22 protein-coding genes and 1 tRNA gene are annotated in these 20,570 nt (G+C 64.8%); 8 read left to right on the forward strand and 15 right to left on the reverse strand.

Going from position 1 to position 20,570, the window contains the following annotated elements:
- The first annotated feature begins 89 nt into the window (after nucleotides 1-89).
- Nucleotides 90-701, forward strand: a complete 612-nt coding sequence (locus tag QRQ56_RS29140; RefSeq protein ID WP_438744631.1) for a gamma-glutamylcyclotransferase — start codon at nucleotides 90-92, stop codon at nucleotides 699-701.
- Here QRQ56_RS29140 and QRQ56_RS29145 read toward each other — a convergent pair.
- The 4 genes from QRQ56_RS29145 to ftsE form a co-directional block, all read right to left on the reverse strand.
- Nucleotides 698-1,471, reverse strand: a complete 774-nt coding sequence (locus QRQ56_RS29145; RefSeq protein ID WP_438744632.1) for a lysophospholipid acyltransferase family protein — start codon at nucleotides 1,469-1,471, stop codon at nucleotides 698-700. The genes QRQ56_RS29140 and QRQ56_RS29145 overlap by 4 nt on opposite strands.
- A 23-nt stretch (nucleotides 1,472-1,494) precedes the next feature.
- Nucleotides 1,495-2,199, reverse strand: coding sequence for a YdcF family protein (locus QRQ56_RS29150; protein WP_438744634.1), 705 nt, complete (start codon nucleotides 2,197-2,199; stop codon nucleotides 1,495-1,497).
- A 228-nt stretch (nucleotides 2,200-2,427) separates the two neighbouring features.
- A complete protein-coding gene (locus QRQ56_RS29155) occupies nucleotides 2,428-3,396 on the reverse strand; it encodes a cell division protein FtsX (protein WP_438744636.1) in 969 nt (322 codons plus the stop codon).
- Nucleotides 3,389-4,048, reverse strand: a complete 660-nt coding sequence (gene ftsE / locus QRQ56_RS29160; RefSeq protein ID WP_438744637.1) for a cell division ATP-binding protein FtsE — start codon at nucleotides 4,046-4,048, stop codon at nucleotides 3,389-3,391. Before ftsE ends, QRQ56_RS29155 begins: the two co-directional genes overlap by 8 nt.
- A 205-nt stretch (nucleotides 4,049-4,253) precedes the next feature.
- Between ftsE and QRQ56_RS29165 the strand changes: the two genes are divergently transcribed.
- Both QRQ56_RS29165 and QRQ56_RS29170 read left to right on the forward strand, forming a co-directional pair.
- Nucleotides 4,254-5,138, forward strand: coding sequence for an MJ0042-type zinc finger domain-containing protein (locus tag QRQ56_RS29165; RefSeq protein WP_438744638.1), 885 nt, complete (start codon nucleotides 4,254-4,256; stop codon nucleotides 5,136-5,138).
- Nucleotides 5,139-5,187: 49 nt separating this feature from the next.
- Nucleotides 5,188-5,562, forward strand: a complete 375-nt coding sequence (locus tag QRQ56_RS29170; RefSeq protein ID WP_298240169.1) for a response regulator — start codon at nucleotides 5,188-5,190, stop codon at nucleotides 5,560-5,562.
- Nucleotides 5,563-5,715: 153 nt separating this feature from the next.
- On the opposite strand, the gene QRQ56_RS29175 is transcribed toward QRQ56_RS29170, so the two are convergent.
- Together QRQ56_RS29175 and QRQ56_RS29180 are read right to left on the reverse strand one after the other, a co-directional pair.
- A complete protein-coding gene (locus QRQ56_RS29175; RefSeq protein WP_438744639.1) occupies nucleotides 5,716-6,849 on the reverse strand; it encodes a DUF4175 family protein in 1,134 nt (377 codons plus the stop codon).
- Entirely contained in the window at nucleotides 6,837-8,789 is a 1,953-nt protein-coding gene (locus tag QRQ56_RS29180) for a TIGR02302 family protein (protein ID WP_438744640.1), read from the reverse strand. Before QRQ56_RS29180 ends, QRQ56_RS29175 begins: the two co-directional genes overlap by 13 nt.
- Nucleotides 8,790-8,968: 179 nt before the next feature.
- Between QRQ56_RS29180 and QRQ56_RS29185 the strand changes: the two genes are divergently transcribed.
- Nucleotides 8,969-9,352, forward strand: a complete 384-nt coding sequence (locus tag QRQ56_RS29185) for a carboxymuconolactone decarboxylase family protein (RefSeq protein WP_014491654.1) — start codon at nucleotides 8,969-8,971, stop codon at nucleotides 9,350-9,352.
- 234 nt (nucleotides 9,353-9,586) lie between these two features.
- Entirely contained in the window at nucleotides 9,587-10,495 is a 909-nt protein-coding gene (locus QRQ56_RS29190; protein WP_438744641.1) for an NAD(P)-dependent oxidoreductase, read from the forward strand.
- Between the two features lie 176 nt (nucleotides 10,496-10,671).
- On the opposite strand, the gene lysA is transcribed toward QRQ56_RS29190, so the two are convergent.
- From lysA to argH, 3 genes are all read right to left on the reverse strand, one after another.
- Nucleotides 10,672-11,937 carry a diaminopimelate decarboxylase gene (gene lysA, locus QRQ56_RS29195; protein WP_438744642.1) on the reverse strand — a complete coding sequence of 422 codons (1,266 nt, stop codon included), beginning with the start codon at nucleotides 11,935-11,937 and terminating at the stop codon, nucleotides 10,672-10,674.
- 24 nt (nucleotides 11,938-11,961) lie between these two features.
- The gene (gene lptM, locus QRQ56_RS29200; protein WP_438744643.1) at nucleotides 11,962-12,258 is read right to left on the reverse strand and encodes an LPS translocon maturation chaperone LptM; all 297 of its coding nucleotides are present in this window, start codon (nucleotides 12,256-12,258) and stop codon (nucleotides 11,962-11,964) included.
- A gap of 99 nt (nucleotides 12,259-12,357) precedes the next feature.
- Complete coding sequence (argH, locus tag QRQ56_RS29205) at nucleotides 12,358-13,749, reverse strand: argininosuccinate lyase (RefSeq protein WP_438744644.1); 1,392 nt, start codon at nucleotides 13,747-13,749, stop codon at nucleotides 12,358-12,360.
- Between the two features lie 101 nt (nucleotides 13,750-13,850).
- On the opposite strand from argH, the gene tlpA reads away from it, so the two are divergent.
- Nucleotides 13,851-14,516, forward strand: coding sequence for a thiol:disulfide interchange protein TlpA (gene tlpA / locus QRQ56_RS29210; RefSeq protein ID WP_438744975.1), 666 nt, complete (start codon nucleotides 13,851-13,853; stop codon nucleotides 14,514-14,516).
- 3 nt (nucleotides 14,517-14,519) lie between these two features.
- Here the strand turns inward: tlpA and QRQ56_RS29215 are convergent, their stop codons facing one another.
- Nucleotides 14,520-14,714 (reverse strand): hypothetical protein, encoded by a 195-nt coding sequence (locus QRQ56_RS29215; RefSeq protein ID WP_438744646.1) that lies wholly within the window; start codon nucleotides 14,712-14,714, stop codon nucleotides 14,520-14,522.
- Nucleotides 14,715-14,962: 248 nt separating this feature from the next.
- On the opposite strand from QRQ56_RS29215, the gene QRQ56_RS29220 reads away from it, so the two are divergent.
- Together QRQ56_RS29220 and QRQ56_RS29225 are read left to right on the forward strand one after the other, a co-directional pair.
- Nucleotides 14,963-15,049: transfer RNA gene (locus QRQ56_RS29220), tRNA-Tyr, on the forward strand.
- Nucleotides 15,050-15,095: 46 nt separating this feature from the next.
- On the forward strand, nucleotides 15,096-16,649 hold the full coding sequence (locus QRQ56_RS29225; RefSeq protein ID WP_438744648.1) for a hypothetical protein: 1,554 nt from the start codon (nucleotides 15,096-15,098) through the stop codon (nucleotides 16,647-16,649).
- A gap of 59 nt (nucleotides 16,650-16,708) precedes the next feature.
- On the opposite strand, the gene QRQ56_RS29230 is transcribed toward QRQ56_RS29225, so the two are convergent.
- From QRQ56_RS29230 to QRQ56_RS29250, 5 genes are all read right to left on the reverse strand, one after another.
- Entirely contained in the window at nucleotides 16,709-17,590 is an 882-nt protein-coding gene (locus QRQ56_RS29230; RefSeq protein WP_438744649.1) for a 3-hydroxybutyryl-CoA dehydrogenase, read from the reverse strand.
- A 190-nt stretch (nucleotides 17,591-17,780) separates the two neighbouring features.
- Entirely contained in the window at nucleotides 17,781-18,725 is a 945-nt protein-coding gene (locus tag QRQ56_RS29235; RefSeq protein ID WP_438744651.1) for an electron transfer flavoprotein subunit alpha/FixB family protein, read from the reverse strand.
- The gene (locus tag QRQ56_RS29240) at nucleotides 18,725-19,474 is read right to left on the reverse strand and encodes an electron transfer flavoprotein subunit beta/FixA family protein (RefSeq protein ID WP_438744653.1); all 750 of its coding nucleotides are present in this window, start codon (nucleotides 19,472-19,474) and stop codon (nucleotides 18,725-18,727) included. The genes QRQ56_RS29235 and QRQ56_RS29240 overlap by 1 nt, the downstream gene beginning before the upstream one ends.
- Before the next feature lie 139 nt (nucleotides 19,475-19,613).
- Complete coding sequence (locus QRQ56_RS29245) at nucleotides 19,614-20,186, reverse strand: cob(I)yrinic acid a,c-diamide adenosyltransferase (RefSeq protein ID WP_438744655.1); 573 nt, start codon at nucleotides 20,184-20,186, stop codon at nucleotides 19,614-19,616.
- A gap of 2 nt (nucleotides 20,187-20,188) precedes the next feature.
- On the reverse strand, nucleotides 20,189-20,383 hold the full coding sequence (locus QRQ56_RS29250; protein WP_438744657.1) for a twin transmembrane helix small protein: 195 nt from the start codon (nucleotides 20,381-20,383) through the stop codon (nucleotides 20,189-20,191).
- Nucleotides 20,384-20,570: the final 187 nt, after the last annotated feature.

Below are 20,570 nucleotides of genomic sequence, written 5' to 3' on the forward strand. Positions count from 1 at the left end.
ATTTTGGCAAATGTAAGCGAGGCTGCGACGGGGCGAAAGGCGGAGAATTCGCTTCGCTTGGGGGCCCCATTCTGGTAGCCGTGCCCGAAATGTCGGAAATTACCCTTCCCTCCGTCACCACCGCCAAGGGCGACCTCTGGGTGTTCGGCTACGGCTCGCTGATGTGGCGGCCGGGCTTCGACTTCGAGGAGCGCGTCCCGGCGCGGCTGGTCGGCGAGCATCGGGCGCTCTGCGTCTATTCCTTCGTTCATCGCGGCACGCCGGAAAAGCCGGGCCTGGTGCTCGGGCTCGACCGCGGCGGCGCCTGCCGCGGCATCGCCTTCCGCGTCGCCGAGACAAACCGCGCCGACGTCGTCGCCTATTTGCGCGCGCGCGAGCAGGTCACCTCGGTCTATCGCGAGGTGATGCGCTCGGTCTGGCTGGAGAACGACGCGCGCCAGCGCGTCTCCGCGCTCGCCTATGTCGTCGACCGCGGCCATGTGCAATATGCCGGCCGGCTCTCGCTCGCCGAGCAGCACCGCCATGTCGTCCAGGGCCACGGCCAGTCCGGCGCCAACCGCGACTATGTCACCGCGACGGTGAAGGCGATCGAGGCCGAGGGCTTTCGCGACACGCAGCTGCATCAGCTCGCGACCATGCTTCATGGTGATACGCATTCCCTGCACGCGCCGCCGCCGGGCGAAGACCACGAAAACCGCTAGCCGCCCGTCGGCGCGTAGCTTGGCGAAGAGCCGATCAACTGCTCCTGCTCCTTCCGGCCAGCTTCGACGAGGCGGCCGGTTGCCTCCTCGATCGCACCTTGCACGCGGGAGAGAAATTCGTCCTTCGGCAGGCCCGGCGGCAACGGCGCGAGGAACTCGACCACGAGCGTGCCGGGATAGCGCATGAAAGTGCGGCGCGGCCAGAACAGGCCGGAATTGAGCGCGATCGGCAGGCACGGCGCGCCGCAGGACGAATAGATCTGCGCAAAACCGGTCTTGTAGTCGGGCGGTGCGCCTGGGGCGCGGCGCGTGCCTTCCGGGAAAATGACGAGCTGCTTTCCACTGCGCACCGCCTCGCGCGCCCGCCGCGTCATGTCGAGCAGCGCCTTCACGCCGGCGTTGCGGTCGATCGCGATCATCCCGGTCTTGACCAGGAACTGACCGAACACCGGGATCTGCATCAGCTGGCGTTTCAGGATGAAGATCGGCCGATTGAAGAAGCCGGGCAGCACGAACGTCTCCCAGAACGACTGGTGCTTTGCGACGATCACCAGCGGCCCTGCCGGGATGTTCTCGACACCGCGAAATTCCACCCTGATGTTGCAGACCACGCGCATCAGGGCCAGCGTCGCCTTGGCCCACCATTCGGCGACCGTCAGCATCGCGCGCGGCGGCAACGCGAAGGTCGGCAGCGCCACGATCGCGAGGCACACCAGCACGGCGTAGAACAGCACGTTGAACACGAGCGAGCGCAGGAAAATCAGGAACATCGCGGATCCGATAAATTTGCCGATCAATTGGCCTGTGCGGTGGCGGGCCGCTTCGGCTGCAGCCCGGGAGGCTGCTCCGACATCTCGGGCGAAAGGTCAATCCCGAAATCCTCCAGCCGTACCCGGAGCTCGGCCGCGATGTACTTGACATATTCCGACAATAGCAGCCGCAGGGTGGACGGCGAGGTCCACCACGGCTCCTCGCGCCATTTGTCGCCGACGACGGCGAATGGGATCAGCCTCGTCTGCGGCATCGCATGCGAGAACTCCACCAGCGCGCGCGGCATGTGATAGTTCGAGGTGACCACGATCAGCGACTTGAAGCGGCGGCCCTCGGCCCAGCGCCGTGCCTCCGCGGCATTGCCGCGGGTCGAGAGCGCGGTGCGGTCGAGATCGACGCAACAGGTCATGAAGGACTGGTTCTCCGGCAAGGTTCGCGAGATATCGCTCGCCGTCGAGGTGGGATGCACGCCGGAGATCAGAAGCCGCCTGCCGTAGCCGGCGGCGAGCAGCTCCATGGCGTCCGACACCCGGGAGGAGCCGCCGGTCAGGACCACGATGCCGTCAGCCTTGCTGCCGGGCGCGACCTCGGCGCCGTGCAATTGCGATAGGAACGCGATGAAGCCCGCCGCAGCGCCGACGAAGGCGAGCGCGATCGTCGACACCAATGCCGCACGCAGCCAGCCGCGCGGCAGTTTCGGCGATCGATCGTCGGTCGGCGAGGCCATGTGATGTCAGCAATCCCTTCCCTGGGGCGATTTTAAAACGTTTTGGGGCGAAGTGGAGTCCCGGTTTCCCCTCTCCCCTTGTGGGAGAGGGTGGCTCGGCGCGAAGCGGCGAGACGGGTGAGGGGTCTCTCTCCGCGAATTCGACTCGACGTTCGCGTACGCGGAGAGAACCCCTCATCCGGCGCTTCGCGCCACCTTCTCCCACAAGGGGAGAAGGAAGAAATCACCTCAATCCACATCGTTCAACGTCGCAAACAGCGTCTGGCGCGAGGCCACGGCGGTGATCGCGCCGATCAGCACGGCCTGGACCGCGAGCACGATGTAGCCGGATGGCCGCAACGAAAAGGTGCCGAGCAGCGCGGCGAACTGGTCGCCGACGGGGGTCCCGGAAAACCACCCCGCGATCGACTCGGAGAAGCCGAACACCAGCATGGCGGCGCCGCCGCCGATCACGCCGCCTTCAAGGCCGAGCCTGAGGAAATGACGCAGGAAATGATTGGCAATGTAGCGATCGCCGGCGCCGACGAAATGCAGCACCTCGACGATCGGACGGTTCGCTGCCATGGCGCCGCGGGTCGCGAACGAGACCGAGATGATGGTGGCGACGATGACGAGCGCGAGGATGCCAAGGCCGGCGAGCACGGTGGCGTTGGTCATCGAGCGCATCCGCTCGATCCAGGCGCGGTGATCGTCGACGCTGGCGCTAGGGGCGACCTGGGTCACCCGTGCGCGCAGGGCGCCGAGGTCGATCGGCGTGCCGGGCTGCACCCGCGCGATGATCATGCGCGGCACCGGCAGATCGTCCATCGACAGGCCGGTGCCGAGCCAGGGCTCGAGCAGCTTGCCGCTTTCTTCCTTGCTGAACGGCTTGACCTCGACGACGCCGGCTTGCGCGCGCATCGCTTCCGTCACCGCCGCGGTGTCGCGATCGAGATCGCGCCCCGTCTGCGGGCGGACCTGGATGGTGATTTCGCTCGCGACATCCGACTGCCATTCCGCGGCGGAGGCGCTGACCAGCAGCACGGTGCCCGTGGTCATCGAGGCCAGGAAGGTCATGATGGCGACGACGGCGACCAGCGCCCGCCCCTGGATCGAGGCGCGCGGCACGATCGGCGACATGATGCGTGCCTTGGCCGGAAGCTGCGGACGCTCCTGCCCGAGGTCGACCAGCACGCCGCGCTCGTCGGTCCTACTCATAGACGTGCAGCCGTCCCTGATGCAGCACCAGCCGCCGCGCCTCGTATTGGTCCATCAGACCGATGTCGTGGGTCGCGATGATGACGGCGGTGCCGGATTTGTTGAGCTCGATGAAGAGGCGCAGCAGGCGGCGTCCGAGCGTCGGATCGACGCTGCCGGTCGGCTCGTCCGCGAGCAGCAATTGCGGCCGCGAGATCACGGCGCGCGCGATCGCCGCGCGCTGCTTCTCGCCGCCCGACAGGATCGGCGGCAGCGCGTCCATGCGTTCGCCGAGCCCGACCCAGCGCAACAGGTCGATCACCTCCTTGCGGTAGCTCGACTCGCTGCGGCCCATGACGCGGAACGGCAGCGCGACGTTCTCGTACGTCGTCATGTGGTCGAGCAGGCGGAAATCCTGGAGCACGATGCCGATGCGCTTGCGCAAATCCGCGATCTCGTCCTTGCCAAGCTGCGAGATGTCGTTGCCGAACAGATTGACGAGTCCGCGCGTCGGCCGATGCGACAGGAACAGCAGGCGCAGCAGCGAGGTCTTGCCGGCACCGGAGGGGCCGGTGAGGAACTGGAACGAATGCGCCGGGATCTGGAAACTGAGGTCGCGCAGAATCTCCGGCCCCAGACCGTAACGCAATCCGACATTTTCGAACCGAACCACGTTCAGCTCCGTTCGAGAGGGGGGCGCGGGTCGCACGGCTCTGCTCCACCATGCGCGATCACCGGGTTTTGCCGCCGTTATGGTTTCCGGTTCGTTAACGGTCGGCCTGTAGCATATTTGGTGGCACCCTGGCCGCCCCGCTCGCTCCGACGGGGCCATCGCCGGGACCTCGTTCCAGTCCTCGCCCATGCATCAAGGCTCGTCCATGCATATCGTCTGCCCCCATTGTATGACATCCTACGCCATCAAGCTTGCGAGCCTTGGGGCAAACGGGCGGGCGGTCCGCTGTTCCCGCTGCAAGGAGACCTGGATCGCCCATGCCGAGGACGCCATCGAGGAGGCGTCCGTCCCGGCCATGGCCGCAGCCAGCCAGGCCGACGACCAGGCCGACCTTGCCGAGCAGTGGAACTCCTACGCCAAGGACGACGGCGCCGCTGATGCGCCCGTGGTCGACAGCCCCTCGATCGCGAGCGACTGGCCCGAGGAAGAGGCCAAGGACGCCGAAACGGAGGACGAGTGGTCCGCGGCCGCCCGGGCAGCCGAGGAAGAGGTCGTCGGCGCGCAGCACCAGTCCTGGTTCCGCAACCTTTACAGCCGCCGCGGTGCGCGGGTCAGCCGCCCGGTCGCCACCGCGTCGCCCAAAAAATCCTATTTCGGCCTGCCGACCGCCTGCGCCGCCATGGGCGCGCTGGTGCTGGCGCTGGTGATCTGGCGCGGCGACATGGTGCGGCTGCTGCCGCAGACCGCCGCCTTCTACAAGCTGGTCGGGCTCGAGGTGAACCTGCGGGGCCTCGCCTTCAAGGACGTGAAGCTGTCCAGCGAGACCGTGGACGGTAAGCAGGTGTTGGTGATCGAGGGCGTGATCGTCGGCGAAGGCAAGAAGGCCCTCGACATTCCGCGGCTGCGCTTCGCCGTGCGCGACGCGCAAGGCGCCGAGATCTACGCCTGGAACGCGGTGCTGGAGCAGACCGTGCTGCGGCCCGGCGAGCGCGCCTTCTTCCGCTCGCGCCTCGCATCGCCCCCGCCGGAGGGCCGCAATATCGACGTTCGCTTCTTCAACCGGCGCGACATTGCCGGCGGCAGCGTATAATCAGCTCGCAGAGTGCCGCACGGGAAGCTTCGTCCCAAGGGTTGATCCGATGCCCAAGATCCTGATCGCCGACGACGAGGATTCGATGCGCCAGCTGGTGGCGCGCGCCATCGCCATGGACGGCCACCAGACCGTCACGGCGCAGGACGGCGCCGAGGCGCTGGAGATCCTGACCCGCGAGGATGGCGCCTTCGACCTGCTGCTCACCGACATTCAGATGCCCGTCATGGACGGCATCGCGCTGGCGCTCTCCGCCGCACGCGATTTCCCCGATCTGACCATCCTGCTGATGACCGGCTTCGCCGACCAGCGCGAGCGCGCCTCGAACCTCAATGCGCTGGTGCACGACGTCGTGACGAAGCCGTTCTCGGTGGCGGATATCCGCACGGCGGTCGCGGACGCGCTGGCGGCGAAGAAGGCCTGACGCAAGACTGCGGACCTGCACTCCGCTGTCATGCCCCGGCTTGACCGGGGCATCCAGTACGCCTCGGCGGACGTTGCAGAAGCGAGTTCGCCAACGCGGGTCACTGGAGTACTGGATCGCCCGCCTGCGCGGGCGATGACACCGCGTGTGACGCTAAAAATCCTTCAGCAGCCGCTCGATGTAATCGAGCTCGATCTGCGGCCGCGAGCTCTCGCCGAGGCGACGGCGGAGCTCTTCGAGGATGCGGCGGACACGCTGGGCGTCGATCTCGCCGGGGATCTTGACCGTGTAGTCGTCGCCGAACTCACGGCCGTGAAGCGGGCGTCCCAGCGGATCGGTCTGGCTACCGCCGCTCTGCTGTCGGCCGGCGCGATTGCCGGGACCATCACCCTGACCTTCGCCATCGCCCTGCTGCATCGCCTCAGCCATCTTCTGCGCGCCCTTGCGCATCGCATCGAGGGCCTTGCCCTGCGAGTCCACGGCACCGTCGGCGTTGCCTTCGCCGAGCTTCGAGCCGGCATCACCCATGGCGCCGTCGGCGGCGTCGAGGCTGCCGTCGTCATCACCCTGGTCACCGTCCTGATCGCCGCTCTGGCCCGGATCGCCCTGCTGGCCTTTCTGCCCCTTCTGGCCCTTTTGTCCCTTCTGCGTGAGACCGCGCTTGGCCATCTCGTCCTGCAGCTTCTTCAGGCGGTCGCGCAGCGACTGCTGGTCCTGCTGCAGGTCCGACATCGACTGGTCGCCCTGCTTGCCGCGCGAGCGGTCACGCCTCGTGTCCTGGCCCTGCTTGAAGGTCTTGTCGCGCAATTGCTGCTGCTTGCGGATCATGTCGCTGAGCTCGTTCAGCGCCTGCTCCATCTCGCTCTCGCCGGATTGCCCGGGTTGCGCCATCTGGAGATTTTCCATGATCTGCGCGAGCTGCTCCAGCAAGCGCTGGGCGGCCTCCTTGTTGCCTTCCTTCGCCGCCTTCTCGATCTGCTTCAGGAGCTCGTCGAGATCGCGCTGCGTGATGACGTTGCGGTCGCGGTTGGAGGATTGGCTCCGTTCCGTCGCCCGCTTGTATTCCTCGAGTTTCTGGATGGAGTCGGACTGGTTGCCGAGGCTCTTGCCGGATTCCTTCTGCCGGAGGCTGTCGCCGGATTCCTGCATCGCCTTTTCGGCACTGTCGAGCAGCGCGTCGGGATCCTGATCCAGCTGGGCAGCCGCCGGCGAGATGCCGCCGAGCAGCAAAGCGAGGCAGGCGATCGACATCGCCCTGAAGACTGGCAAGCGCGCTAGCTTCCGCATTTCCGGTCCCGCGTGAATTGGTTGGACTTGTCGTCCCCCGCCTTGTTGGCCCGGTTGTTCGCCGACTTCCGGTAGGCCTGAAGCTGCTCGCGCAACGTGTCCTGCTGCTGGGCCAGATCCGCGAGCTGCTCGGGCGTCGCGTTCTGGGTCTTCTGTCGCAGCTCGATCGCCTTGTCGAGGATGAGCTGGACCTCCGCCGGGAACGGCTGCCGCGGCCCGAGCGGATTCTGCTCGGCGCGCCGGGCGAGATCGCGCACCTTGCCGGCCATCGCCTCGCGCAGCTTCTGCGTCAGCACCCTGAGCTCGTCCTCGCTGGCGCCGCGGTCGAGCGCGGCCTTCAGCGCATCCTGCGCCGCGCGCAACGCGGCGTTGACGCTGCCGGCGACACCGTCGTCCTCGATGGTGGTCGCGAAGGCCCACATGCTCGACACCACGTTGCGCAGCGCATCGTCGGTGCGGGCAACTTCGAGCTGGGTCGCAAGGCTCCGGAGGCCGAGATAGCAGCCGGCATCCGGCGTGAACAATTCGGGTGCGATCATCAGCGCGTCGAGCGCGGCGTAAACGTCGGAATTCTTGTTGGCGTCGAGTGCGAGGATGCGGCGCTGCTCGATCAGTGCGCGCGCGAGCGAGTTGGTGAACAGGCGCTCGGGCAGGCGCATGTTGAAGGGCTCGCTCCGCGCCTCGTTGCCGGCCTCGTCCTTGGCGGTGAGCGTCAGCGTGACGTCGGCGCCGGCATAGGGATCCTCGCTGAGATCCTTCACGGTCTGGCCGACGCCGTTGCGGGTGCGCGCGTTGGGCAGCACCAGCGGGAATTGCGGCGGCTCGAACAGCGGCCGCGCCGCGGTTTTTGCGTCGGAATTCTTGCCGTCGGCCCCCTTGCCGCCGTCCTTGGTGTCGTCGGGGCGCAGGGCGATATGCGCATCCGCGCCGGTCGCGCCGTAATCGTCCTCGATCTTGTAGGAGAGCTGGAGCCCGCCGCGCGCCTGGCGCTCGGGATCCTTGGCGAGCGCGATCGTCGGCGGGCGGTCCGGCGTTGCCGCGAACGCCCATTGCGGCTGGCCGGAGGGCGCGCGGACATGCGCAGTGCCGTCAGCGGTGATGGTGAAATGCTTTTCGTTGGTACCCTTGGGTGCGGCCTCCGCGGGAGCAACCTCCTTGAGGCCGCTGGAGACGACGACATCCAGGGCGCCGCCGGAGGAGCGCACGATCAGGGTCGAACCGGCGGGAACAGACAGCGGGCCGGAGGCCGGCAGTGCGGCGGCCTCCTTGTTGGCCGCCGACAGGATGACCGGCGGCTTGCCGGTATAAAGCGGTGGGGTCACCCAGGCATCGACGCGGATATTGGCCGGTGCCAGCACGCCGTTCCAGTCGAAGGCCGCGCCGAGCCGCATCGCGCGCTCGTCACCGGCGGCGAAGAAGGTCGCGACCAGCATCACCATGACCAGCGCGCGCAGCGCCCAGGGGTCGTGCAGCGCCAGCCGTGGATGCGGCAAACCGGCGCGGATGCGCTTGAGCGAGGCCAGCGTGCGCTCGCGCTGCGCCTGCCACAGCGCCTGCGCGACCGGATCCTGCGAGGACAGCGTGTCCGTCAGCGTGGTGGCCGGACGGTGACGGATGCCGGAGCCGCGGTCGAGCCGGCTCAGCGCCTCCTCGCGGCGCGGCCAGCGGAAGCGAATCAGGGGCAACAAAGCGGCGATCGCAACGCCGGCGAAAACGACGAGACCGACGGCACGGGCCAGGAACGGCAGCGCCAGCCAGAGGCCGGCCCAGGACGCCACCAGGAACAGGCCGACGACAGTCAGAAGCCGCGCCAGATGGGGCCAGGCACGCTCCCACGCGATGGCATAGGTGGCCCGGTCGAGGGCCTGCGCCAGCTTCAGCCGCGACAGAGCGTCACTGTTGCGGATCGGGTCTGACGGGTCGGGTGTGACGCCGTTCAATCAACTCTCCAGGTTGCCCGGTCCAGCGGAGCCTATCACAACGGCAGCACTGAGGCATCCGTTCCGGTACGGGAGAGACCCCTTTTCCCGCATAACACGAGGACGTGACTGATCCGGTCTGACCCCTTAGTTTCCGCGCGTCACCCAAAGGAAAACGCTGGGAAAGCAAGGGAAACGCCATGGACAAGAAGATGCACGACAAGGGCCTGGAAGTCCGCAAAGCGGTGCTGGGCGAGGCCTATGTCAACAATGCCCTGAAGAACGTCGACGACTTCAACCGTCCGTTCCAGGAGATGCTGAACGAATATTGCTGGGGCACGGTGTGGGGCCGCGAGGAGCTGCCGCGCAAGACCCGCAGCATGCTCAACATCGCGATGATCGCGATCCTCAACCGCCAGCACGAGTTTCGCGCGCATCTGAAGGGCGCGCTCACCAACGGCGTCTCCCGCGACGAAATCCGCGAGATCCTGATGCAGGTCGCGATCTACGGCGGCATGCCCGCCGCCGTCGACAGCTTCCGCATCGCGCGCGAGGTGTTCGCGGAGATCGACGGCAAGGCGTGAGAGGCAGCGCCAATCTCCGTTGTCGTCCTGGGGCGCGCGAAGCGCGAGCTCGGGACCCATAGCCACAGGAAGATGTGGTGGCGGGGACTCGGAGTGACCGCTTTCGCGTAACGACTCCTCCCCTGGGGTTATGGGTCCCGGGCTCATCGCTTCGCGATGCCCCGGGACGACAAGCGAGGAATAATCGTCGCTTCACGTTCAACCAACGACAAATAACAATCCCAAGGAAACACCATGGACATCGGATTCATCGGGCTCGGAAACATGGGTTTCCCGATGGCACGGCGGCTGATCGAGGCGGGACACAGGCTCGTCGTGTTCGACACGCGCAAGGAGGTCAATGGCAAGCTCACCACGCTCGGCGCGATGGCTGCGACGTCGCCGAAGGACGTCGCCGACCAGGTCGAGACCGTGATGGCGAGCCTGCCTTCGCTGCAGGCCTCGCTCGAGGTTGCCACCGGCGCGAACGGCGTGATCGAGGGCAAGCGCGTCAAGCGCTTCATCGACCTCTCCACCGTCGGCTCGGCGATGGCCGTGAAAATTCACGGCCTGCTCGCCAAGCGCAGCATCGTGCAGATCGACTGCCCCGTCTCCGGCGGCGTCGGCGGCGCCGAGAAGGGCACGCTGGCGGTGATGGTCTCCGGACCTAGGAGCGAGTTCGAGCTGCTCAAGCCCGCGCTCGACGTGATCGGAAAAGTGTTCTTCATCGGCGAGAAGCCGGGCGCGGCCCAGACCATGAAGCTCGCCAACAACTTCCTGTCGGCCACCGCGATCGTGGCGACGTCGGAAGCGGTGGTGATGGGCGTCAAAGCGGGTCTCGATCCCGCCGTGATGATCGACGTCATCAATGCCGGCTCCGGCATGAACACCGCGAGCCGCGACAAGTTTCCGCGCGCTGTGCTGCCGCGCAGCTTCGATTTCGGCTTCGCCACGGGATTGATGGTGAAGGACGTCCGGCTGGCGCTGGAGGAGATGAAGCAGCTCGGCCTGTCGATGGAGGTCGCCGATGCCGTCGGGCGATTGTGGGAGACGGTGATCGCCGCGGAAGGCGCCGAGTCCGACTTCACCGCGGCGATCAAGCCGATCGAGAAGAAGGCCGGCGTCGTCGTCGGTGGAGCGAAGGGCGGATTGGCGGGGAAGTAGCGCCAGTGTCGTCCCGGGGCGCGCAAAGCGCGAGCCCGGGACCCATAGCCACAGGAAGATATTTGGCGAAGACTCGGAGTTGCCGGCTCGCGCCCAACTTCTCCCTGGGGATATGGGTCCCCGCCTACGCGGGGACGACACCGATTTGTTGAAGCGCCGTACGTTCCCTCAGCGCCTCACAGCCACGGCGCAGGCTTGTCCATCGCGATCAGTTGCTCGACCTCGATGCGCGGGCGCACCACGGCGTATTGATCGTCCTTCACCAGCACCTCCGGCACCAGCGGCCGCGTGTTGTAGGTGCCGGCCTGCACCGCGCCGTAGGCACCTGCGGTCATGATGGCGAGGAGATCGCCGGGCTTCGGCGTCGGCAGCGTGCGATCGAGCGCGAGATAGTCGCCGGTCTCGCAGACCGGGCCGACGACATCGGCCATGATGGTGGCGGCGCCCTTCGGGGCTTGCGTCACCGGCAGGATGTCGTGATGCGCCTCGTACAGCGTCGGGCGAATGAGGTCGTTCATCGCAGCGTCGATGATGACGAAATTCTTGCCGTCGCCGTGCTTCACATAGATCACTTTGGCGACGAGGATGCCGGCATTGCCGACGATCATACGGCCCGGCTCGAACATCAGCGTGCAGCCGAGATTGTGGCTGACGCGCTTGACCATGGCGGCATAGGCGGCCGGCGCCGGCGGCGCCTCTCGGTCCATGTAATAGGGAATGCCGAGGCCGCCGCCGAAATCGACGTGGCTGATGTTGTGGCCGTCGGCGCGCAGCGTCTGCACGAATTCGGAGAGAATGCGGAACGCGGTCTCCATGCTGGAGAGGTCGGTGATCTGGCTGCCGATATGCACGTCGGTGCCGGTCACTTCGATGCCCGGGAGTTTCGCGGCGCGCGCATAGACCTCGCGCGCATGCACGATCGGGATGCCGAACTTGTTCTCGGACTTGCCGGTCGAGATCTTGGCGTGGGTGCCGGCATCGACATCGGGGTTGACGCGCAGCGAGATGCGCGCGGTCTTGCCCGTCTCGGCCGCAAGCCGCGACAGCAGCTCGAGCTCCGGCTCGGATTCGACGTTGAGGCAGAGGATGTCGGCGGCGAGCGCGGCACGCAGCTCTTGTTCGGTCTTGCCGACGCCGGAGAACAGGATTTTGTTCGGCGGGATGCCGGCCGCCAGCGCGCGCTTCAACTCGCCGCCCGAGACCACGTCGGCACCGGCCCCTAGCTTGGCCAGCGTGCGCAGTACCGACTGGTTCGAGTTCGCCTTCATGGCGTAGCAAACCAGCACCTTTTCGCCGGCGAAGGCGTCCGTGAAGACGCGATAATGCCGCTCCAGCGTCGCGGTCGAATAGCAATAGAACGGCGTGCCGACGGTCTCGGCCAGCTCGGACAGGTTCACCGCCTCGGCGTGCAGCACGCCGTTGCGATAGTCGAAATGGTTCATGGCTTAAGGCTCGGTTGTCGCGGCTTATCTCTTGCCGGGAGGTTCGTCCAACAGCGGGTCGAGGATAAACGGTTTCTTCCTGCCCTTGGCCGCCTCGGGCGCGGCTTCCGCACCACCGGTGGTGGGATTGAACAGGCTCGGCGTTTTCTGGGCGGCGGTCTCGGCGTCGGCCGGAGCTGCAACGTTGGCCGTGGGCGCGTTGGAGGCGGTCGGCGGCAGGTCCAGCGGGCCTTTGCGACCGCAGCCGGCAAGCGCAAGCGCCGTCAGGCTCAAGACAATGATGGCCCACCCCGAGCCGGCCGGGCGAAACTTTGACGTCACGACGAAATCCCCACTACGCGGGCCGCACCATACAGAGATTGGCGTGCTCTGGCGAGAGCCGGATGACCATGAAACATCAGCGAAATTTTGCCTCCAGCCCTATTTCCGCTCTTTTTCCAGCCGCTTCGCCCAGCTCTTCGCCTGGGCCGTCACGTTCTTCGGCGCGGTGCCGCCGAAGCTGGTGCGGCTCTTCACCGACGATTCGACCGAGAGCACGCCGAACACGTCCTTGGTGATCTTGGGCTCGATCGCCTGCATGTCTTTGAGCGGCAGCTCGTGCAGCGCCACGCCGCCCTCGGCGGCCTTGGCCACGATGCGGCCGGTGACATGGTGGGCATCGCGGAACGGCATCTTCAGCGTCCGCACCAGCCAGTCGGCAAGGTCGGTCGCGGTGGCGTAGCCTTCGCCGGCGGCGGCCTTCATCTTGGCCTCGTCGGGGACGAGGTCGCGAACCATGCCGGTCATGGCGCGGATCGCCAGCGACAGCGCCGCAAAGCCCTCCATGGCGCCCTGCTTGTCCTCCTGCATGTCCTTTTGATAGGCGAGTGGCAGGCCCTTCATCACGATCAGGAGACCGTTGAGCGCGCCGATGACGCGGCCGGTCTTGGCGCGCACGAGCTCGGCGGCATCCGGGTTGCGCTTCTGCGGCATGATCGAGGAGCCGGTGGTGAACTTGTCGCTGAGGCGGATCATGCCGACCAGCGGCGAGGTCCAGATCACGATCTCCTCGGCAAAGCGCGACATGTGCACGGCGCAGATCGAGGCCGCCGACAGCGTCTCCAGCACGAAGTCGCGATCGGAGACGGCATCGAGCGAGTTCGCCATCGGGCGGTCGAAGGCCAGCGCCTTGGCGGTGGCGTGACGGTCGATCGGAAACGAGGTTCCCGCCAGCGCGGCCGCGCCGAGCGGCGATTCATTCAGCCGCTTGCGCGCATCCTGGAAGCGGCCGCGGTCGCGCGCGGCCATCTCGACATAGGCGAGCAGATGATGGCCGAAGGTCACGGGTTGCGCGGTCTGCAGATGCGTGAAGCCGGGCATGACGGTGCCCGCATGCTCCAGCGCGCGCTCGACCAGCGCCTGCTGGAACGCCGCGAGCGCGGCATCGGTCTCGTCGACGATGTCGCGGACATAGAGACGGAAGTCGGTCGCGACCTGGTCGTTGCGCGAGCGCGCGGTGTGCAGGCGGCCGGCGGCCGGGCCGATCAGCTCGGACAGGCGGCTCTCGACATTCATATGGATGTCCTCGAGCGCGCGCTTGAACGCGAAGTCGCCCTTGCCGATCTCTGACAAAATCGTGTCTAGACCCTTGCCGATATTTTTCGCATCAGAGCCCGTGATGATGCCTTGGCTGGCGAGCATCGCAGCGTGAGCCTTGGACGCGGCAATGTCCTGGGCAAAGAGGTGACGATCGACGTCGATGGAGACGTTGATCTCTTCCATGATCTCATCGGGACGTTCCGAGAACCGGCCGCCCCACATCTTGTTGCTCATGATCCCCTGCTCACGCCTTGATTTGCCGCACGTTTGCCGGCCGCTGCCAGCCGTATTAAGAGGCCCCTGATAGCCATATCTGCGACCGGATGACAAACGATATGCTCGACAAGACGCCCTCCGCCACGCGCCGGGTCCCTCTCGTCATCGCCACCGTGGCGATCGGCGGCCTGGCGGGCTTTGCCGCGCTCTATGGGCTGGGCCTCGGCCGGTCGCCCGGCGGCGATCCCACCTGCAAGCCGGCGGTCGCAACGGCCTCGAGGATCGCCCCCCTCGCCCATGGCGAGCTGGCGGCGCTGACCATGGCCAGCGCCCCCCTGAAGCTGCCCGACCTCGCCTTCGAGGACGCCGAGGGCAAGCCGAAGAAGCTGTCCGATTTCCGCGGCAAGACGCTGCTGGTGAACCTGTGGGCGACCTGGTGCGTGCCCTGCCGCAAGGAAATGCCCGCGCTGGACGAGCTCCAGGGCAAGCTGTCGGGCCCGAATTTCGAGGTGGTGGCGATCAATATCGACACCCGTGACGCCGAGAAGCCGAAAAACTTCCTGAAAGAGGCCAATCTGGCCCGGCTCGGCTATTTCAGCGACCAGAAAGCCAAGGTTTTCCAAGATCTTAAGGCGATCGGCCGGGCCTTGGGCATGCCCACTTCGGTGCTGGTGGACCCGCAGGGCTGCGAGATCGCGACGATCGCGGGGCCGGCGGAATGGGCCAGCGAGGATGCGCTCAAGCTGATCCGGGCGGCGACCGGCAAGGCCGCCGCGTCGCTTTGAGGTTTAGGCCGTCACGTTGAGATTGCCGCCAACACCCGGGCCGACATTGGCGAGCGAGGGCTGACCGGCGCCGAGCAGCGTCAGGACGGTGGATTTCTCCATATCCGCGTTCTGCTTGGCCAGCGTCGCCGAGATATTCGACTGCAGCGCGCCTTGCTGAGCGGCCAGCATGGTGCTGACCATCGCCATCATGTCCATTACGCGAACCCTCGTACTGCCCGCAGCCTAGGCGCGAGGGGTTAACGGGAAGTAGAGAAATTCCGTCTGTGCCCCTGGCACGCCACCGGAAGGGGTAGATGAAAATATAAAAGCAATTATTAGTTGTTGATTCAATGCAATCCTTGATTGCCGTTTTCAACGTTATCGCGCTTATCAATTGACTCAGGCCTCAGATCGCAGATTATCACTATTGCTGGCGGCGGCGCAGGATCGTCACGGCAATGGAAGGCATCGTGGCCGAGTGGCTTATGGCGCATCCCTGTAAAGGATGAAGCGAGATCATTCGCTCCTGGGTTCGAATCCCAGCGATGCGAAGGGCCCCGCCTGTTGAGCAGGCGGGGCCAATTGCTTGGTGGAATAATGTTATTTGTATTTCAGATACCGATTTCCGATTTCCGATTTTTCGCGAGAAACGAGAAGCGTTCTCGTCGGCCCGACTGGTTGGTCCCCCAAGCTGACAACGAATTTCTTCGCTGCTTTGGCATGCTTCGCGAGCGTCCCCTCGGTGGAATCAATGGTTGGGTAGGAGAAGGTGTGATCTGTAGAGCTCGCAATGCTCTAACTTTCCCCGAAGGGATATCGGGCACCGTCTTCGGCAAACAAAAGACCAGGGTTTGGCAAGTTCAAAAGCAGTTCTTTCACGACGGCAAGTTTACGGGCAAGCTTGAGGTGCGACTGAAGCTGGGCCGGGCCGCCGGCAGCTCGTTTGAGCAGCCTTTTCATGTCCTAGTTGATGAAATTCTTTCGCGACCCGTGCGGATTCCGCACTTTGACGCTCAAGGCCAACTTTACCTACCTACGTGTGGAATACATCTAGCCGAAAAGTTTCGGCGATCGACCGTCGAAGGAAAGCTGTACGAAGAGGACAGCCCCTTTATTGCGGCTGGACGATCGGCGATCTTCATCCAAAATCAGCGAGGAAATGTGCGCAATGTGCCGCCCTTCGCAAAAGAATTTAGCCTTCCACTGGACTACGAGTCGACCGCCAGAGGCTTTGTACGGAATAGAGGGCCTCGAGTTCGACTTTTCTATTGGCGGCAAAGGTCTTGGGAACGAGACGTCCCCGTATTCCTTTGCTTGCATCCTGCAGCACTGGCAGATTTTGCCCGTCAGCTAAGAATCTATATGTTGAGACTCTGGACGGAATTGGAGTGTCTGGCATCCTGCTTGAGACTGTGCACCTGGGGCAATGTGCGTCCCGAACCCAGAGGCCCTCAAAGTCAGTTGTTGCAACAGTACCTCGACACCACTCTCAAACGAATCAAGAGGCTGGAGAATCAGGCAGCTAAAATAATCGGAACTGACGCCTATGAAATTGGCCTTTCTGCATTTGAAACCTTCCGTCCTTCCGACATTAATCGTCTGCTATCGGCAATGGAAGATCTCGACTTTCGATACAATATATCCCGAGTGATCGGCGCCTATGCAGGATTAGCGAAGGGAATAAATGCCGCAACAATTGAGAGGACAGCAGTTACAACTAACATAAACGGCAATCAAATCATCATAAGTCCAGGTCCAGCGACAATCGGCGAGGTGAATTTCATGACAGTTGGGGATAACTACAACGTCAATCAATCTCCTGGCGCAGCCGTTGGTAGAGGAAACGATGTGCGCATCGAGTCGGCATCAATCGTCGTTGGCTCTTCGAATACCGTGAAGGCAAATCAAAGCGCCTCAATTGAAGCATTGATCGAGGCGCTAAAGGCGAGCGGTCTTCCAGAGAGAGATAAATCGACCGCAGTACGTCATCTCGAAAATGTTAAGGAACAGGTAGAAGCGGAGCACCCAGACAAGGGTGTAATCGCTAATTCGTTAGACCGATTGAAATCTGTTTTCACTATGGCAAGCGTAGGCGCAGAACTCTACGAAAAGGGCAAGTCGCTCTTCGATTCATTTGGCGTACAGATTTGAACTCACGACAGGTGGGCACGGCGCAAGTGCGCCTTTGCTCACCCTACGGCACCGCCGCCTTACCGCGTCGGAACCGGCTTGGCGCCGCGGTAATCGTAGAAACCGCGCTGGGTCTTGCGGCCGAGCCAGCCGGCCTCGACGTATTTCACCAGCAGCGGACACGGGCGGTATTTGGAATCGGCGAGCCCCTCGTGCAGCACCTGCATGATGGAGAGGCAGGTATCGAGGCCGATGAAATCGGCAAGCTCAAGCGGGCCCATCGGATGGTGCGCGCCGAGCTTCATCGCCGCGTCGATCGCCTCGACGTTGCCGACGCCTTCGTACAGCGTGTAGATCGCCTCGTTGATCATCGGCAGCAGGATGCGGTTGACGATAAAGGCCGGAAAGTCCTCGGAGACAGCGACCTGCTTGCCGAGCTTGGCGACGAATTCCTTCGACGCCTCGAAGGTGGAATCGTCCGTGGCGATGCCGCGGATCAGCTCCACCAGCTCCATCAGCGGCACCGGATTCATGAAGTGAATGCCGATGAAACGCTCGGGCCGGTCGGTGGCGGCGGCAAGGCGGGTGATCGAGATCGAGGACGTGTCGGAGGCGACGATCGCCTCCGGCTTCAGCACCGCGCAGAGCTCGTGGAAGATCTTGCGCTTGACCTCTTCCTTCTCGACCGCGGTTTCGATCACGAGGTCGCAATCGGCGAGGTCGTCGAGCTTTTCGGCGGACGTGATGCGCGCCATCGCCTTGGACTTGTCGTCCTCGGAGACGGCCTTCTTGGAGACCTGGCGCGCCAGATTGCCGTTGATGGTGGCCATGCCCGACTTGAGACGCTCGGGCGAGATGTCGTTGAGCACCACGTCGAAGCCGGCGAGGGCCGCGACATGCGCGATGCCACTGCCCATCTGCCCCGCGCCGATCACGCCGACCTTCTTGATCACTGCCGCCATAATGTCATCCACCGGAACGGCGCGCATGTCGCGCCTGCTATCCCCCGAGCCGGGAGGACTGATTTAATCAGAACCTTGGCTCGAAACCTAGATTGGATCGCTTCGAAGGCGTGCCCCACGCCAAAGAAAACGCCTCAAAAAAGCAACACCGGCCGGAGTTTATACCTCCGGCCGGTGTTTTCGACGTCTTTTACTTGCCGAGCTTGCCGAGTTCGTCGGTCAGCTCCGGAACCGCCTGGTAGAGGTCGGCGACCAGGCCGTAATCGGCCACCTGGAAGATCGGCGCGTCCTCGTCCTTGTTGATCGCGACGATCACCTTGGAGTCCTTCATGCCTGCCAGATGCTGGATCGCGCCGGAAATGCCCACCGCGACATAGAGCTCGGGCGCCACCACCTTGCCGGTCTGGCCGACCTGCCAGTCGTTCGGCGCATAGCCGGCGTCCACCGCCGCGCGCGAGGCACCGACACCGGCGCCGAGCTTGTCGGCGAGCGGCTCGATGTACTTTGCGAAGTTCTCGCGGCTCTGCATGGCGCGACCACCGGAGACGATGATCTTGGCTGAGGTCAGCTCGGGACGGTCGCTCTTGGCGACTTCCTCGCCGACGAAGCTCGACAGGCCCGGATCAGCCGCTACCTGAACGGTCTCGACCGGCGCGCTGCCGCCCTCGCCTGCCGCGGCGAAGGTGGAGGTACGCACCGTGATGACCTTCTTGGCGTCCTTCGACTTCACGGTCTGGATCGCGTTGCCGGCATAGATCGGACGCTCATAGGTGTCGGGCGCGACCACCTTGATGATCTCCGAGACCTGCATGACGTCCAGCAGCGCAGCCACACGCGGCATCACGTTCTTGAAGCGCGAGGTCGCGGGCGCGACGATCGCGTCATAGCCAGAGGCCAGCGAGACGACCAGCGCGGCCAGCGGCTCGGCAAGATCGTGCGCGTAGAGGTCGCCATCGGCGAGCAGCACCTTCTTCACGCCGGCAAGCTTGGCGGCGGCGTCCGCCGCGGCCTTGGCGTTCTGGCCGGCGACCAGTACCTCGACATCGGCGCCGAGCGCGGCGGCCGCGGTCAGGGCCTTGTTGGTCGAATCCTTAAGCGACGCATTGTCGTGTTCGGCAATCAGAAGCGTCGTCATCAGAGCACCCCGGCTTCGTTCTTGAGTTTCGACACCAGCTCGGCGACGTCCTTGACCTTGACGCCCGCCTTGCGGCCCGCCGGTTCGGTCGTCTTGAGAACCTCGAGGCGCGCGGCGACGTCGACGCCGTAATCGGCGACGGTCTTCTCCGCGATCGGCTTCTTCTTCGCCTTCATGATGTTCGGCAGCGAAGCGTAGCGCGGCTCGTTGAGACGGAGATCGGTGGTGACGATCGCCGGTCCCTTCAGCTTCACGGTCTGCAGGCCGCCGTCGACTTCGCGCGTGACCTTGAAATCAGATCCGTCGACCTCGAGCTTCGAGGCGAACGTCGCCTGCGACCAGCCAAGCAGCGCGGCCAGCATCTGGCCGGTCTGATTGCTGTCGTCGTCGATCGCCTGCTTGCCGAGGATGATCAGGCCCGGCTGCTCTTCTTCGGCGACCTTCTTCAGGATCTTGGCGACCGCGAGCGGCTCGACGCTGCCCTCGGCCTTCACCAGGATGCCGCGATCGGCGCCCATGGCGAGACCCGTGCGGATCGTCTCCGACGCCTGCGCAGGTCCAATAGAGACCACCACGACTTCGGTCGCCTTGCCGGCTTCCTTCAGACGCAGTGCTTCCTCGACCGCGATTTCGTCGAACGGGTTCATCGACATTTTGACGTTGGCGAGTTCAACGCCCGATCCATCGCCCTTGACGCGGACCTTGACGTTGTAATCGACCACCCGCTTTACCGGCACTAAGACCTTCATCGATCCTCTTTCACTCAATTTGGGAGGGGGAGTTATCAACTGGCGCGGAACCTAAAGGCCCGACCTGCCCCGGTCAACGCGCGAGCGGGCCTAATTTTGGCCTTCTGAAATGCGCCGGGCTCGACGATCGGCGCGATGGTTAGCGGTTCTGCCCGGGAACCCAAAGCACGTCGCCGGCGCCATTACCGTTGGCGGCCCGGCTGGCCACGAACAGGAAATCGGACAGGCGGTTCATATATTGAATGCCAGCCGCGCTGACGGGCTCGCCGGGCCGGGCTGCCAGTTCCACGATCGCCCGTTCCGCCCTGCGGCATATGGTGCGCGCCACGTGCAGATGGGCCGCCGCGGGGGTGCCGCCGGGCAGCACGAAGGAGGTGAGCGGGGCCAGCTTGTCGTTAAGCGTGTCGATGTCGCGCTCGAGCCGCTCGACCTGGCTCGCCACCACCCGCAGCCGCTCCGCTTTGCCTTCACGCTCGGGCACGGCGAGGTCGGCGCCGAGATCGAACAGATCGTTCTGGATCCGGCCGAGCATCGCGTCCAGCTCGGGCCGGTCCTGCGCGTGGAGCCTGACCACGCCGATCGCGGCGTTGGTCTCGTCGACGGTGCCATAGGCCTCGATGCGCAGATCGTATTTCGGCCGCCGCTCGCCGGTTCCGAGCGCGGTCGTGCCGTCGTCACCGGTCTTGGTGTAGATGCGATTGAGGATCACCATCGTCAGCGCCCCATTGCCCAGACCGCGACCATCGCGATGACGATCGCGACGAACTGCAGCAGCACGCGCCAGCGCATCAGCTTTTGCGAGGTGTTGGGCGAGCCGCCGCGCATCATGTTGATGAGCCCGAGCAGCAGCACCAGGGCCACGGCGCCGGCCGCCACCGGCAGGATGAAAGTCGTCAGGAGAGATGCCATCGGGGGGTGATAACACCGTGCGCGCCGGTCCGCCATGGTGCCGCCGCAACCCCCGCCGTCATTCCGGGGCAACGCGCAGCGCGAGCCCCGGAACGACAGAGGGGCGCTTCGTGAACTGGCTTTTGGACCAATAATATCAGATGGTAGCGCGATGATTTTCGATTTGCGCCCGTTGCCTGTTCTCCTG

The sequence above is a fragment of the Bradyrhizobium sp. U531 genome (assembly GCF_051710265.1).
Lineage (GTDB): Bacteria > Pseudomonadota > Alphaproteobacteria > Rhizobiales > Xanthobacteraceae > Bradyrhizobium.

Coding starts and splice junctions, on each gene's coding strand:
- QRQ56_RS29215 (WP_438744646.1), bottom strand. CDS start 14,714: ATGGACATGATGGCGATGGTCAGCACCATGCTGGCCGCTCAGCAAGGC.
- QRQ56_RS29170 (WP_298240169.1), top strand. CDS start 5,188: ATGCCCAAGATCCTGATCGCCGACGACGAGGATTCGATGCGCCAGCTG.
- QRQ56_RS29250 (WP_438744657.1), bottom strand. CDS start 20,383: ATGGCATCTCTCCTGACGACTTTCATCCTGCCGGTGGCGGCCGGCGCC.
- lysA (WP_438744642.1), bottom strand. CDS start 11,937: ATGAACCATTTCGACTATCGCAACGGCGTGCTGCACGCCGAGGCGGTG.
- QRQ56_RS29190 (WP_438744641.1), top strand. CDS start 9,587: ATGGACATCGGATTCATCGGGCTCGGAAACATGGGTTTCCCGATGGCA.
- QRQ56_RS29150 (WP_438744634.1), bottom strand. CDS start 2,199: ATGGCCTCGCCGACCGACGATCGATCGCCGAAACTGCCGCGCGGCTGG.
- QRQ56_RS29140 (WP_438744631.1), top strand. CDS start 90: ATGTCGGAAATTACCCTTCCCTCCGTCACCACCGCCAAGGGCGACCTC.
- QRQ56_RS29185 (WP_014491654.1), top strand. CDS start 8,969: ATGGACAAGAAGATGCACGACAAGGGCCTGGAAGTCCGCAAAGCGGTG.
- QRQ56_RS29235 (WP_438744651.1), bottom strand. CDS start 18,725: ATGACGACGCTTCTGATTGCCGAACACGACAATGCGTCGCTTAAGGAT.
- QRQ56_RS29240 (WP_438744653.1), bottom strand. CDS start 19,474: ATGAAGGTCTTAGTGCCGGTAAAGCGGGTGGTCGATTACAACGTCAAG.
- QRQ56_RS29225 (WP_438744648.1), top strand. CDS start 15,096: ATGTTATTTGTATTTCAGATACCGATTTCCGATTTCCGATTTTTCGCG.
- QRQ56_RS29155 (WP_438744636.1), bottom strand. CDS start 3,396: ATGAGTAGGACCGACGAGCGCGGCGTGCTGGTCGACCTCGGGCAGGAG.
- QRQ56_RS29145 (WP_438744632.1), bottom strand. CDS start 1,471: ATGTTCCTGATTTTCCTGCGCTCGCTCGTGTTCAACGTGCTGTTCTAC.
- QRQ56_RS29230 (WP_438744649.1), bottom strand. CDS start 17,590: ATGGCGGCAGTGATCAAGAAGGTCGGCGTGATCGGCGCGGGGCAGATG.
- QRQ56_RS29175 (WP_438744639.1), bottom strand. CDS start 6,849: ATGCGGAAGCTAGCGCGCTTGCCAGTCTTCAGGGCGATGTCGATCGCC.
- argH (WP_438744644.1), bottom strand. CDS start 13,749: ATGAGCAACAAGATGTGGGGCGGCCGGTTCTCGGAACGTCCCGATGAG.
- QRQ56_RS29245 (WP_438744655.1), bottom strand. CDS start 20,186: ATGGTGATCCTCAATCGCATCTACACCAAGACCGGTGACGACGGCACG.
- tlpA (WP_438744975.1), top strand. CDS start 13,851: ATGCTCGACAAGACGCCCTCCGCCACGCGCCGGGTCCCTCTCGTCATC.
- QRQ56_RS29165 (WP_438744638.1), top strand. CDS start 4,254: ATGCATATCGTCTGCCCCCATTGTATGACATCCTACGCCATCAAGCTT.